10 protein-coding genes are annotated in these 13,461 nt (G+C 61.2%); 6 read left to right on the top strand and 4 right to left on the bottom strand.

What is annotated here, in order from left to right:
• Nucleotides 1-29 precede the first annotated feature (29 nt).
• Nucleotides 30-596 carry an ADP compounds hydrolase NudE gene (gene nudE / locus ACYZTK_RS14115; protein WP_462010458.1) on the top strand — a complete coding sequence of 189 codons (567 nt, stop codon included), beginning with the start codon at nt 30-32 and terminating at the stop codon, nt 594-596.
• Nucleotides 593-1,420 (top strand): 3'(2'),5'-bisphosphate nucleotidase CysQ, encoded by an 828-nt coding sequence (gene cysQ / locus ACYZTK_RS14110; protein WP_462010457.1) that lies wholly within the window; start codon nt 593-595, stop codon nt 1,418-1,420. The genes nudE and cysQ overlap by 4 nt, the downstream gene beginning before the upstream one ends.
• A gap of 44 nt (nt 1,421-1,464) precedes the next feature.
• On the opposite strand, the gene ACYZTK_RS14105 is transcribed toward cysQ, so the two are convergent.
• From ACYZTK_RS14105 to ACYZTK_RS14095, 3 genes are read right to left on the bottom strand one after another with little or no spacing between them, the layout of a single operon-like run.
• Nucleotides 1,465-1,920, bottom strand: a complete 456-nt coding sequence (locus ACYZTK_RS14105; RefSeq protein WP_462010456.1) for a thioesterase domain-containing protein — start codon at nt 1,918-1,920, stop codon at nt 1,465-1,467.
• 39 nt (nt 1,921-1,959) lie between these two features.
• Complete coding sequence (locus ACYZTK_RS14100; RefSeq protein WP_462010455.1) at nt 1,960-3,345, bottom strand: sigma-54-dependent transcriptional regulator; 1,386 nt, start codon at nt 3,343-3,345, stop codon at nt 1,960-1,962.
• Nucleotides 3,342-5,150: a sensor histidine kinase gene (locus tag ACYZTK_RS14095; RefSeq protein WP_462010454.1), complete on the bottom strand. Its 1,809-nt coding sequence runs from the start codon at nt 5,148-5,150 to the stop codon at nt 3,342-3,344. Before ACYZTK_RS14095 ends, ACYZTK_RS14100 begins: the two co-directional genes overlap by 4 nt.
• A 144-nt stretch (nt 5,151-5,294) precedes the next feature.
• Here ACYZTK_RS14095 and ACYZTK_RS14090 point away from each other — a divergent pair, with 144 nt between their 5' ends.
• The 4 genes from ACYZTK_RS14090 to ACYZTK_RS14075 all read left to right on the top strand — a co-directional run bounded on the left by ACYZTK_RS14090 (nt 5,295) and on the right by ACYZTK_RS14075 (nt 11,003).
• On the top strand, nt 5,295-8,207 hold the full coding sequence (locus ACYZTK_RS14090; protein ID WP_462010453.1) for an aminotransferase: 2,913 nt from the start codon (nt 5,295-5,297) through the stop codon (nt 8,205-8,207).
• 348 nt (nt 8,208-8,555) lie between these two features.
• A complete protein-coding gene (gene aguB / locus ACYZTK_RS14085; RefSeq protein WP_462010452.1) occupies nt 8,556-9,434 on the top strand; it encodes an N-carbamoylputrescine amidase in 879 nt (292 codons plus the stop codon).
• A 5-nt stretch (nt 9,435-9,439) separates the two neighbouring features.
• A complete protein-coding gene (gene aguA, locus ACYZTK_RS14080; protein ID WP_462010451.1) occupies nt 9,440-10,546 on the top strand; it encodes an agmatine deiminase in 1,107 nt (368 codons plus the stop codon).
• Between the two features lie 244 nt (nt 10,547-10,790).
• Nucleotides 10,791-11,003, top strand: a complete 213-nt coding sequence (locus ACYZTK_RS14075; protein ID WP_462010450.1) for an HAD family hydrolase — start codon at nt 10,791-10,793, stop codon at nt 11,001-11,003.
• A 181-nt stretch (nt 11,004-11,184) separates the two neighbouring features.
• Here ACYZTK_RS14075 and ACYZTK_RS14070 read toward each other — a convergent pair whose 3' ends face one another.
• Nucleotides 11,185-13,278, bottom strand: a complete 2,094-nt coding sequence (locus ACYZTK_RS14070; protein WP_462010449.1) for a TonB-dependent receptor — start codon at nt 13,276-13,278, stop codon at nt 11,185-11,187.
• Between the last annotated feature and the right edge of the window lie 183 nt (nt 13,279-13,461).

Raw genomic sequence — 13,461 nt, 5'->3', positions numbered from 1 at the left:
AGTAACTCGCTATCACCCAGGAGCCGCTCATGCGCCAGAAACCTACCATCCTCGCCCGCGAGATCGTCGCCACCAGTCGCCTGTTCTGCGTCGAAGAGCTGAAGTTGCGCTTTTCCAATGGCGTTGAGCGCACCTACGAGCGCTTGGTTGGCAAGGGTGCCGGATACGGCGCGGTGATGATCGTGGCGATGCTGGATGCGGATCACGCGGTGCTGGTCGAGGAATACTGCGGTGGCACCGATGAGTATGAGATGTCCTTGCCCAAAGGCTTGATCGAACCGGGCGAGGACGTGCTGGCAGCGGCCGAGCGTGAGCTCAAGGAGGAGGCCGGGTATGGCGCGCGGCAGCTGGAGCATCTGACCGAGTTGTCGTTGTCGCCCGGTTACATGAGCCAGAAGATCCAGGTGGTGCTGGCCACCGACCTGTACGAAGAAAGCCTGGAGGGCGATGAGCCTGAGCCGATGGGCGTAAGCAAGGTCAACCTGCGTGAGTTGTCGGCGCTGGCGCAGAACCCGAAGTTCACTGAAGGCCGTGCCCTGGCAGCACTGTACCTGGCCCGTGATCTGCTGACTCAGCGCGGAGTGTTCCTGCCATGAAGTTTCCACATCCGTTGATGGCGCCAGTGATCGAATTGGCCTTGCAGGCTGGCGAGGCCATTTTGCCGTTCTGGCGCACCGGCACTGCGGTGACTGCCAAGGCCGACGATTCACCGGTGACCGCCGCCGATCTGGCCGCTCATCATCTGATTCTGGACGGGCTGACTGCACTGGACCCGAGCATTCCGGTGCTCTCGGAAGAAGACGCCAACATTGCCCAGAGCGTGCGCGCCGGCTGGCAACGCTGGTGGCTGGTCGATCCGCTGGACGGGACCAAGGAATTCATCTCGGGCAGCGAGGAATTCACTGTGAATATCGCGCTGATCGAGCAAGGCCGCGTGGTATTTGGCGTGGTATCGATGCCGACCACCGGGCGCTTTTACGTTGGTGGTGAGGATCTGGGCGCGTGGCGTGGTGATAAAGATGCGCAGCCGCTTCCGATCCAGGTTCGCGAGTTGCCGCCGCCAGGTGAGGCCTTCACGGTAGTCGCCAGCCGCCGGCATTCGAGCCCCGAACAGGAACGCTTGCTGGCGGGCTTGAGCGCCAGCCTCGGCGAGCTGGAACTGGCCAATATCGGCAGTTCATTGAAGTTTTGCTTGCTGGCCGAAGGTGCGGCGGACTGTTACCCGCGCCTGGCGCCGACTTCGCAGTGGGACACTGCGGCGGCCCAGGGCGTCCTGGAAGGTGCCGGAGGCGAAGTGCTAGAGCTGAGCGGGGAAACGTTCAGCTATCCGGCGCGGGAATCCCTGTTGAACGGGTTTTTCCTGGCGCTGCCGGCGAAGGCCCCATGGCGCCAAAAGTTATTGGATTTAGCTCAGGCGTAGGAGCTGCCGAGGGCACCGAGGCTGCGATCTTTTGATCTTGTAATCTACCGGTGCAAAACATACTGCCCGGTAAACCTCACCGCATCCTCACCACCCTCCACATTCACAATCCGCGAATGCAGGGCCAATCGCGCCCGCCCGTACCGGTGGTACATCGCCAAAAATCTCTTCCAAGCCGCCGCCCCCGGCGCCTGGCAAATCGCAATCGCGTCCATGGTCACCGGTAGCGGATAGCTGATCTGGCCTTCCTGGATCACGATGTGCCCGTCCTCGATCCCTTCCTCACGCAAGCGCAAATGCAGCCAGCCCCAGCCGGCCAGCACCGCGCCGCAATACAGGCTGCCGCCAAACATCGTGCTCTTGTGGTTGACGTTGGGTTCGAGCGGCAAGTGCAGACGCAGTTGCTGATCGTGCCAGTCGAGCACCTTGAGGCCCATGTCCCGCGTCAGGGGGATGTCGTGATGGAGGATGCTTTCCAGATGACGACTGTCGCGGCTCATGAACGCACTCTTGTTGGATGGGTATGAATTGACGGTAGCTCAGTCGAGGTCGTCAGTGGAGGTGGGTGCGCCGCTGTCGGCGAAGTTCAGCCCGTGCTTACGCAGTTTGTCGTGCAAGGTCTTGCGCGGGATACCCAAGGCTTCCGCCAGGCTGCGCACCGAGCTGTGGGAGCGCGCGAGTTCCGCAGCGATCAGGCTCTTCTCGAAGTGCTCAACCTGTTCGCTCAAGCCACCCTCGATCACTTCTACAGCTGTGCCATTCGGAGCGCTGTTATCCAAAGCCAGCTCAAGGCCCAGGGCGAAGCGTTCTGCAGCATTTTGCAGCTCGCGGACATTGCCAGGCCAGGTGTGACGTAGCAGCAGGGCGCGTTGACCCGGTTGCAGTTCATGGGGCGGCAGGCCGTGGCGGGTGCTGGCTTCGTTGGCAAAGTGCTGGAACAGCATCAACGCGTCTTCACCGCGCTCGCGCAGTGGCGGGATGCGTAGCGGCGCGACATTGAGGCGGTAATACAAGTCGGCGCGGAAGCGGCCCTGATCGGCGGACTGGCGCAGGTCCTCCTTGGTCGCGGCGATGATGCGGATGTCCAGCGGGATCAGCTGGTTGCCACCGAGCCTTTCAACCACGCGCTCTTGCAGCAGGCGCAGTAATTTGACCTGCACGTCCAGGCTCATGCTTTCGATTTCATCGAGGAACACCGTTCCGCCGCTGGCGAATTCGAACTTGCCGATACGCCGCTTCTGCGCGCCGGTAAAAGCGCCTGGCTCGTGACCGAACAGCTCGCTCTCCACCACCGATTCGGCCAGGGCGCCGGCATTGATCGCCACGAACGGCCCGTTACGCCGGCTCGACAGATCGTGCAGGGCTCGGGCCACGACTTCCTTGCCTGCGCCAGTTTCGCCGAGGATCAACACGTCGGCCCGGGTGGCTGCCAGTGCGCCGATCTGCTGGCGCAGGCGCAACATCGGCGCCGACTGGCCGACCAGGCGGGTGCTCAGCTCGTTGCGATCGCTCAGGGCCAGACGCAGACTGCGGTTGTCCAACACCAGGCGGCGCAGGGCGAGTGCGCGACGAACGCTGTCGAGCAATGCGTCGCTGGCGAAAGGTTTTTCGAGGAAATCGTAGGCCCCGGCGCGCATCGCTTGCACTGCCAGCGGCACGTCACCGTGACCGGTGATCAATAGCACCGGCAGCTCCGGGTCCTGGGCATGCAGTTCGGTCAGCAGTTCGAGGCCGTCCATGCCCGGCATGCGAATGTCGCTGACCACCACGCCCGGCCAGTCGCGCTCCAGTTGCGCGGCGAGCCCTTTGGCTTCGGCCAGCGGCAGGATCTTCAGGCCGGCAAGGTCCAGCGTCTGGCTCAGGGCCTGGCGCAAGTGCGGATCATCGTCGATCAGCACGACCTGGATGCGGTTGTCGATGGTCATGCGCTTCGGTCCTCGGACGGTTGCAGGCTCACGCCCGGTGCGCCTGCGCGCAGCTTCAAGGTGATCAGGGCGCCGCCCTCCTTGTGGTTGGCGAACGACAGTTCACCGCCGAAGGCGCGCATCAGGGTTTCGCAAATCGCCAGGCCCAACCCCAGGCCCTGGGTGCGGGTCTTGGTGGTGTAGAAGGGTTCGCTGGCGCGGCCCAGGGCTTCCATGCAGAAACCCGGGCCGTTATCGCGAATGTACAGGTTGACGCCATCAGCGGTGGATTGGGCACTCAACCAGAGCTTTCGTGGCGGGCCTTTTTCCGTGAGTGCGTCCAGGGCGTTCGCCAGCAAGTTGCCCAGCACCTGGCGCAGTCGGGTCTCTCCAGCCTCGACCCACAATGTGGCGGCCGGCAAATCACGAATCAGCTCGACCTCCATACTGCGCCGGCGCTTGGCGAGCAGGGCTAGCGCATCATCCAGCGCCGGCTGCAGGGCCACACTTTCCGGGGCGTGGCGATCTCGGCGAGCGAAGGCGCGCAGGTGCGCAATAATCGACGCCATGCGCGCGGTCAGTTCGCTGATCAACTTGAGATTGCCGCGGGCTTCGTCGGTGCGCTGGTGATCGAGCAGCACCTCGGCGTTTTCCGCATAGCTGCGGATCGCTGCCAGCGGTTGATTCAACTCGTGGCTAATGCTTGCAGACATCGTCCCCAAGGCTGACAGCTTGCCGGCCTGCACCAGGTCATCCTGGGCGCGAACCAGCTCCTGCTGGGCCTGTTCGCGTTCCAGCACTTCCTCCTTGAGGCGCCGGTTAAGGCCTTCGAGATCGCTGGTGCGTTCGGCCACCCGGCCTTCAAGCTCGCGCCGGGCTTTGGCCTCGAAAGCGATGCGCTCAAGGTAGTGGCGGCGGCGCTGCATCATCAGGCCGAGCAGCAGCATCAACACCAGCAGGGTGGCGCCACCGATGGCAACGACGGTGCGCACCGGGCGGTCGATCAGAGTGCGCGGCGCGAGGATGTTCACCGTCCAGCCGGTCTCTTCGATCTGCCGGGATTGGATCAGCCAGGCATCTGGATTCAGCTTCAGCGGCTTGGGGTCACGAATCGGATAGGGCTGGATTGCCGAGATCGCTTTGGTTTCTTCTTCGCTCAACGCACGGGTTGAGCGAAAGCGCCATTCCGGTCGCGAGGTGAGGATGACCACGCCGTTGTAGTCGGTGGCCAGCAATTGTTCAGGCGTATTGCCCCACAGGCTTTCGGTATGGTCGAGGTCGACCTTGACCACCAGCACGCCGATGACTTTTTCGCCGTGGCGCACCGCGGCAGCGAAGAAGTAGCCACGCTTGGCGGAAGTGGTGCCCAATCCGAAGAAGCGCCCCAGGCGCCCGGCCATGGCTTCACTGAAATACGGCCGGAAGGAAAAATTGCGCCCGACGAAGCTGTCGTGTTTGTCCCAGTTGGACGCCGCCAGGGTTTTGCCGTTGGTGTCCATCAGGTACATCACTTCGGCGCCGGTCTGCGCGCTGATGTTTTTCAGCAGGCGGTTGGCATTGCCCTGGCTGACGCCATCGTCCGGCGCACCCAGCACGGCGCGCAGGGCCGGAAGTTCGCCGAGAATCTGCGGCAGCACTTCGTAGCGGTGCAGGGTGCCGAGCAAGTTGGCCACGTAGAGATCGAGGGTCTGGCGGTTCTGCCCGGCCAGTTCGCTGCGGTAATAACGCTCGGCCAGGTGCTCCAGCGGCCACAGCAACGGCGCCAGGCATAACGCAAGCAGTGCGAGGCTGCGCCAGCGGGGTCTGCGGGGGAGGGTCGGGGTCATGAGGTCGAGCGCCGTTTAGCGTTGATGGTCGGCATTCTTGCGCAAAGTCTCGGGTGGCGCGAGGGGTCTGTCGATGCAAGGGGTTGCGTATCGTCCCGAGCAGTGGCGATATAAGCGCCTGATCAAATTCCCAGGGGTCGTTGTATGCCGCTCGCCACGTTGATTCATCGCGCCAGTTTGCCCAGCCCGCAAGTGTCTGCCGAGCTTGCGCTTGGCCTGCTCGAAGCGCATTACGGCTTGAGTGGACGGCTGCAGGCCCTTGGCAGCCAGCAGGATCTCAACTACCGCGTCGACAACGATCAAGGGCGCTTTGTCCTGAAGATCTGTCGCGGAGACTATGCGGTGCAGGAGCTGCACGCCCAGCACGCTGGTCTCAAGCACCTGGCCGAGCACGCCGGGGTGCAAGTGCCAAAAGTCATACCCGCGAGCAACGGGGCCGATCTGCTGACCCTGGAAGTCGCCGGTCAGACCGTGCACGTGCGCCTGTTGGGTTACATCGAAGGCCAGCCGCTGACTGACCTCGATCATCTGCCAAGTGCAGTCGTTAGCGGCTTCGGGCGCCTGTGCGGCGAGATGGACCTGGCGCTCGCCGGCTTTGATCACCCGGGCCTGGAGCGCACCCTGCAATGGGACGCCCGGCACGCCAATGCCTTGATCACGCATCTGTTGCCAGTGATCAAGGACGACCAGCAGCGCCGGCAAATCGCCGCTGCGGCCGAACGCGCCGAACGGCATTTGCAGCCGCTGGTGGAAAAACTGCCGGTGCAGGCCATCCACATGGACATCACCGACGACAACGTGGTCTGGCAACGCGATTCTGAGCGCCTGTGGCAGTTGCAGGGTGTGATCGACTTCGGCGACTTGATCCGAACGTGGCGCATCACCGATCTGTCGGTAACCTGCGCGGCGCTGTTGCACCATGCCGGTGGCGATCCGTTTTACATCCTGCCGGCGGTGCAGGCGTATCACGTGGTCAATCCGCTGCAGCATGAAGAGCTGCTGGCGCTGTGGCCGCTGATCGTCGCCCGGTCGGCGGTGCTGGTGCTCAGTGGCGAGCAGCAGGTGAGTATCGATCCGGGTAATGCTTATAGCCGTGACAATCTGACCCACGAGTGGGAAATCTTTCGGGTGGCCACGTCGCTGCCGCTGGAGTTGATGGAGGCGGCAATTCTCGCTGCGGTCGGCCAGCACCAGCCGAGCATTGGCAGTGAAGGTTTCGCGCCGCTGCTGCCGGGCCTGGTGGGGCGAGAATTTGCCTTGATCGACCTGGGTGTATTGAGCCCGCATTTCGAAGCCGGCAATTGGGAGCAGGCCGGGATCGATCAGCGCCTGCTGGACGAAGCGGCGGCGGTGCATGAACTGGCCGCCAGCCGTTACGGACAATATCGCCTGTCACGTACGCAACCGGATACTTGCGCCGAGCCGGAGACTTGCCCATTGCACGTAGAACTGCGAGTGCCCATGGGCACGGCGGTCGAATCGCCATTTGCCGGCATGGTGCATGAGCCGGAGGCGGGCGTGCTGCAGCTCGACGGTCCGCAATTGAGCCTGCGATTGTGGGGCGTTACGCCGTCGCTGCACACCGGCGCGGCGCTGGTTAAAGGCCAGGTGCTGGGCTCGGTCAGCGGGCCGTTAAGGGTGCAACTGTGCCGCGGCGCCTCGTTAAACGCGCCGTTGTTTTGCACGCCGAGCCGTGCTGCCGCCTGGCAGGCGTTGTGCCCGTCACCGGCGAGTCTGCTGGGGCTGGCATGTGATGCGGAACACGAGCTCGATTCACACACTTTGCTGGCGCGCCGCGATGCCAGTTTCGCCCGCACGCAAAAACACTACTACGTCGACCCGCCGCGCATCGAACGGGGCTGGCGCAATCACCTGATCGACATGCAGGGCCGCTCGTATCTCGACATGCTCAACAACGTCGCGGTATTGGGCCACGGGCATCCGCGGATGGCGGCGGTCGCCAGTCGGCAGTGGTCGCTGCTCAATACCAACTCGCGATTCAACTATGCCGCGGTCGCGGAATTTTCCGAGCGCCTGCTCAAGCTGTCACCGGATTCCATGGACCGGGTATTCCTGGTCAACAGCGGCAGCGAGGCCAATGACCTGGCAATCCGTCTGGCCTGGGCCTACAGCGGCGGCCGCGACATGCTCAGCGTGCTGGAGGCCTATCACGGCTGGACAGTCGGTGCGGACTCGGTTTCGACCTCGATTGCCGACAATCCGCAAGCCTTGAGCAGCCGGCCAGACTGGGTCCATGCGGTGACTGCACCAAACATGTATCGCGGCGAATTCCGTGGCCCCGACAGCGCACCGGACTACGTGCGCAGCGTCGAGCACAACCTGGCGAAAATCGCTGCGCAGAATCGCCAGCTGGCCGGTTTCATCTGCGAGCCGGTGTATGGCAACGCGGGCGGGATCTCGTTGCCGCCGGGCTATCTGCAACAGGTCTACGCGCTGGTGCGCGCCCAGGGCGGCGTGTGCATCGCCGATGAAGTGCAGGTCGGTTACGGGCGTATGGGTCACTTTTTCTGGGGCTTTGAAGAGCAGGGCGTGGTGCCGGACATCATCACCATGGCCAAGGGCATGGGCAATGGCCAACCATTGGGCGCGGTGATCACCCGCCGGGAAATTGCCGAAGCGCTGGAGGCTGAGGGTTATTTCTTTTCTTCTGCCGGTGGCAGTCCGGTGAGCTGCCAGATCGGCATGGCGGTGCTGGATGCGATGGAGGAAGAGAAACTCTGGGAGAACGCTCAGGTGGTCGGCGGGTATTTCAAGCAGCGGCTTGAGGCGTTGATCGATATTCATCCGCTGGTGGGCGCGGTGCATGGTTCCGGGTTCTATCTGGGCGTGGAGCTGGTTCGCGACCGCGAAACACTGGAACCGGCGACGCAAGAGACCGCGGCATTGTGCGATCGCCTGCGCGAGCTGGGGATTTTCATGCAGCCGACGGGGGACTACCTGAACGTGCTGAAGATCAAGCCACCGATGGTGACATCGCGCAGGAGTGTGGATTTCTTTGTGGATATGCTTTCGAAGGTGTTGGCAGAAGGGTTGTAAGGGTTGAGATTGCCATCGCGGGCAAGCCTTGCTCCCACAGGTCTGTGTTGCACATTGGATTTGGGAACAACACAGCCACAGACCGGTGCTGCATCCACCTGTGGTGCTTGCACCCTGTGGGAGCAAGGCTTGCCCGCGATGGCGTCCTCAAAATCACCGATTTAATCGATTGTTATCGATATTTTAAGGTAAATTCTCGAGGTTATTAAAAATATTAGCTTCTAAACCCGATTTTTATCGGCTATAAAGTCGCCATTGCCTCGGCATGGTGCAACTTCGCCTGGGCTTCCGATTTCTGTCACGGGTCTCTGCCACACTCGACCCAAGCGTTTGCCCAGGAGATGATTCATGAGTCGTATTGTTACCGTCGCCGCTACCCAGATGGCTTGTTCCTGGGACCTTGAGGCCAATATCGAGACCGCTGAAAAGCTGGTCCGCGAGGCTGCAGCCAAGGGCGCGCAGATCATCCTGATCCAGGAACTGTTCGAAGCGCCGTACTTCTGCCAGAAGCCCAACGCGGATTACCTGCAACTGGCCACCACGGTTGAAGACAATGTCGCCATCAAACACTTCCAGAAAGTCGCCAGGGAACTGCAGGTAGTGCTGCCGATCAGCTTCTACGAACTGGCCGGCCGCGCGCGTTTCAACAGCATCGCGATCATCGATGCCGACGGCAGCAACCTCGGGATTTATCGGAAAAGCCACATTCCGGATGGCCCGGGCTACCACGAAAAGTACTACTTCAACCCAGGCGATACCGGCTTCAAAGTGTGGAACACCCGCTACGCGAAAATCGGCGTGGGTATCTGCTGGGATCAGTGGTTCCCCGAGTGCGCCCGCAGCATGGCGCTGCAAGGTGCGGAAATCCTGTTCTACCCGACCGCCATCGGCAGCGAGCCGCATGACAAGACCATCTCGTCCCGGGACCACTGGCAGCGCGTGCAACAAGGCCATGCCGGGGCCAACCTGATGCCGCTGATCGCCAGCAACCGCATCGGCAATGAGGAGCAGGACGGGTACGACATCACCTTCTACGGCTCGTCGTTTATCGCCAACCAGTTCGGCGAGAAGGTCCAGGAACTCAACGAAACCGAGGAGGGCGTACTGGTCCACAGTTTTGACCTCGATCACCTGGAACACACCCGCAGCGCGTGGGGCTCCTTCCGCGACCGCCGCCCGAACCTGTATGGTGCTATCAAAACCCTAGACGGTGCCCTGGAGTCCTGATCGTCATGACCACTTTAAACAGCACGCCCCGCGCCGATGGCTTCTACATGCCGGCCGAATGGGCGCCACAAACCCAAACCTGGATGATCTGGCCCGAGCGCCCGGACAACTGGCGCCTGGGTGGCAAACCGGCGCAAGCCGCACACGTCGCAGTGGCCAAGGCCATCGCCCGTTTCGAACCGGTCACCGTGGCGGTATCCGCCGGCCAGTACGAAAACGCCCGGGCCCGCCTCGACGTGCCGAATATCCGCGTGGTCGAGATGTCCAGCGACGACGCCTGGGTCCGCGATACCGGCCCCACCTTCGTGATCAACAACAGCGGCGAAGTTCGCGGCGTGAACTGGGATTTCAACTCCTGGGGCGGCTTCGACGGCGGCCTGTATTCGCCGTGGAATCGCGACGCGCAGGTCGGCGGCAAGATCCTCGAGATCGAACGCAGCCCGCGCTATCGCACCGAAGGTTTTGTCCTGGAAGGTGGCTCGATCCACGTCGATGGTGAAGGCACGCTGATCACCACCGAAGAGTGCCTGCTCAATCGCAACCGCAACCCACACCTGGACCGCGCTGAAATCGAAGCGGTACTGAGTGCCAACCTGGCTGTGGATAAAATCATCTGGCTGCCGGACGGTTTGTTCAACGACGAAACCGATGGTCATGTGGATAACTTCTGCTGCTACATCCGTCCGGGTGAAGTGCTGTTGGCCTGGACCGACGATCCGCAGGATCCGAACTTCCCGCGCTGCCAGGCTGCGATGAAAGTGCTGGAAAGTGCCACCGACGCCAAAGGGCGCCCGTTCACGGTGCACAAGATGCCAATTCCGGGGCCGCTGTATGCGACCGAGGAAGAGTGTGCGGGCGTGGATCCGGTTGATGGCAGCCAGGAGCGCAATCCTACCGTTCGCTTGGCCGGTTCCTACGTGAACTTCCTGATTGTCAACGGCGGCATCATCGCTCCGAGCTTCGACGATCCGCTGGACGGTCCAGCGCGGGAAATCTTGCAGAGTCTGTTCCCGCAGCATGAAGTGGTGATGGTGCCGGGTCGTGAACTGTTACTGGGCGGCGGCAACATTCACTGCCTTACCCAACAGCAGCCAGCGCCACACAATCAGTGAGTGGGGTTGTAACAGATTGAGTTAGCTGGAAAAATTTTTACCCGATCGTTTCCCTGCTTGCTGTTACCCGAGGCCCGCAGTCCATCAGGACTGCGGGCCTTTTTGTATCCGCTGATCGACAACACCGACAGATTGGCACAGCTCTTGTATCGATCCTGGTGTGAAACAGGGAGGGGAGAACTGCGATGTTCTGTCATAAACCTTGGATAAGTTAGCCGCTCACAATCCGGGAGAGAGCGCGGAAATGAACGCCGAAGTAAACGTAGTGAGCGAGCAGGCGTCGCATCCCCTGGCAGTCAATAGTGAATCGCTCCAGATCCTGGCGCACTGGTTGAAATCCAATGGAACGCGTCAGATCAGGGAACCTGATCCGCGCCGGATGATGATCGAGCGCTACCCCGCTGGTTTGTTCAGCGAAGCGGAACTGGAAGCGTTGTGGGATGTGATGGAAGGATAAGAAGGAACAACGGATTGATAAAAGCGCTGCCGGGATGGCAGCGCTTTTTTTTTCGCGTTTTTGGACGCTGGAGATCAAATGTAGGAGTGAGCCTGCTCGCGATAGCGGTGTGTCAGAAGCATCCATGTTGACTGACACTCCACTATCGCGAGCAGGCTCACTCCTACAGGTTCCGCGTTGATTAGAAGCTATAAGTTCCAGTCACAACCAGGCTCCGCGGCGCCCCCGGCTGTATCTGATACTGACTCGTCGCCGACTCGTAATACTCTTTATCCGCAATATTATTCAGCGCCGCACGCAAATCCCAATCCTTCTGCCGGAACCCGGCCAACGCATCCCAACGGCCATAACCCGGCAGCATCACGGTGTTAAGGTTGTCGGCATAGCGATCCCCCACCAGCGTCAACCCGGTTTCCGCATACCAACCCATCTCCGGTTTCCAGGTCACGAACAGGCTGCCGTTCCGCTTGGCCACGTCACTGATGCGATTGCCTTCAAAGCCATTGTTGTCCTTCTCCACCGTCGCATTCTGAATACCCACGCCACCGCGCACATACCAGTTACCCGTAATCTTGCCCGTGCCGGTCAGCTCTATCCCGCGGGAACGCTGCTTTCCCGTCAGCAGGGTGATGGTCGGGTCCAGTGGATCGCTGGTGCGGCGGTTGTAGAGTTCCAGTTCGTAAATTGCCAGGGTGGTGCTCAGGCGATCGTCGAGCCAATCGCTCTTCACGCCAATTTCCTTCTGCTTGGTCAGCTCCGGGCTCAGGTCATTGCTGTTGCCGGCGGCGCCTGGGGTGATGCCGATCAAACCGCCACCCACGGGCGAGAAGGTCTTGGTCCAGGATGCGTAGAAAGAATGATTCTGCAGCGGCGTCCACACCAGTCCTACACGCGGGCTGGTGCTGTGGCTGTCACGGTCTTCGGAAATGTCCCTCAGCTGGTTGGTCGACTCAATGTCGAAAGTGTCGTAGCGCAGACCCGCCAGGATCTGCCATTGATCGTTCAGGCGCAGCTGATCTTGCACGTACACCGCGCGGCTTTCCACTTCGGTGTGGTTGTTGCTCGACACCTGCATGCGCCCGGTGTGGCGCAGCTCGCGGTTGGGGTTAAACAGATCGAGTGACGGCACCGGTGAGCTGCCGGGGCCCGAAGTGGCGGCGTTGTACAGCGTCGGGTCGCGGCGCTGGCTGCCGATCTCGATACCGGTGAGCAACCGGTGTTCCAGGCCAAAGGTGTCGAAACCACCTTCGATCTCGACGTTGTTGAAAACGTTGCGAGTGGTCAGGTCCTGTTGCCAGTGCTGGCGCGTAACCTGATTGGTCGTCGAGTTGAAACCAGTCTGGTAGGTGTTATCAAAATCGCTGTCGAGCTTGAATACACCGAGGGTGTGGCGCAGCTGCCAGTTGTCGCTCAGTTCATAACTGAGTTTCGAGCGCAGGGATTGCGACTTGTCGTCGATGAAATCGTGATCACTGCCGTAGGTGGTATCCCGTCCTACATCCGCCGGGCGCCCGTTTACCCCGGGGATTCCGCGATCAGGGGTGCGGTTGTAACGGCTATATTCGTACTGCACCAGCCAGTTCAGGTCCGGCGTCAGCTGCCAGCTCATCGATGGTGCAAACAACTGGCGATTGCCGCTGACACCATCGCGAAAGCTGTTTTCGTCCATGTTGCCCATGTTCAGGCGCAGGCTGATGTTGTCGGTCGGGTCGGTGCTCAGGTCCGCGTACAGGCTGCGCAGGTCCTCGCTGCCACCCTGGGCTTCAATGCTCGAGCGCCGGCCGAATTCCGGCATCTTGCTGACCCGGTTGACGATCCCGCCCTGGCTACCACGGCCGTACAGCACCGCAGCCGGACCCTTCAGCACTTCAATGCGTTCGATGTTGTGCAAGTCGCGCACGTATTGGCTGTCGTCACGAATACCGTCGAGGTAAAAGTCATTGCTGGCGTCGAAGCCACGGATGCGCAAGCTATCGAACCGGGTGTCGGCACCGCTGCTGACGTTCGGCATGCCACTGAGTGCGGTGCCGAGGTCGTTGATGCCGTAGTCCATCACGTTCGCGGTCTTCACCGAATCGATCGCTTGCGGCACATAGCGCACCGGCGTCGCAGTTCGAGTGGCGGTGCTGGTTTCCTTCACTCGCGGATCGTCGGCCTCAGCTTCGGCGCTGATCGAAGTCGCCGGTAATGTGGTAGGGGCGGCGTAGGAAAAGCCGGCAGAAAGCACTGCTGAAAGTCCGAAGCTGAAGGGCAGAAGACGAAAATGGGCAGGCATTTGTAGGACGCATCCGTAGGATTTTTGGAGTATTGCTAAAACGACGCGAATGATAATGCTTGCTATTTACTTCCGGTAATTATTCTTGAGAAGGTTCGGAGGTTGAGTGTTTCAAATCATGTCAGAACCCGCACCTAGCTGAATCCTTAGACTTTTTTCGCCTATTCACAGACGATTCTCGAA

The organism is Pseudomonas sp. LB3P31 (assembly GCF_054897945.1).
The sequence above is the reverse complement of the archived record's forward strand: the minus strand, read 5'-3'. Positions and strand labels throughout refer to the sequence as shown.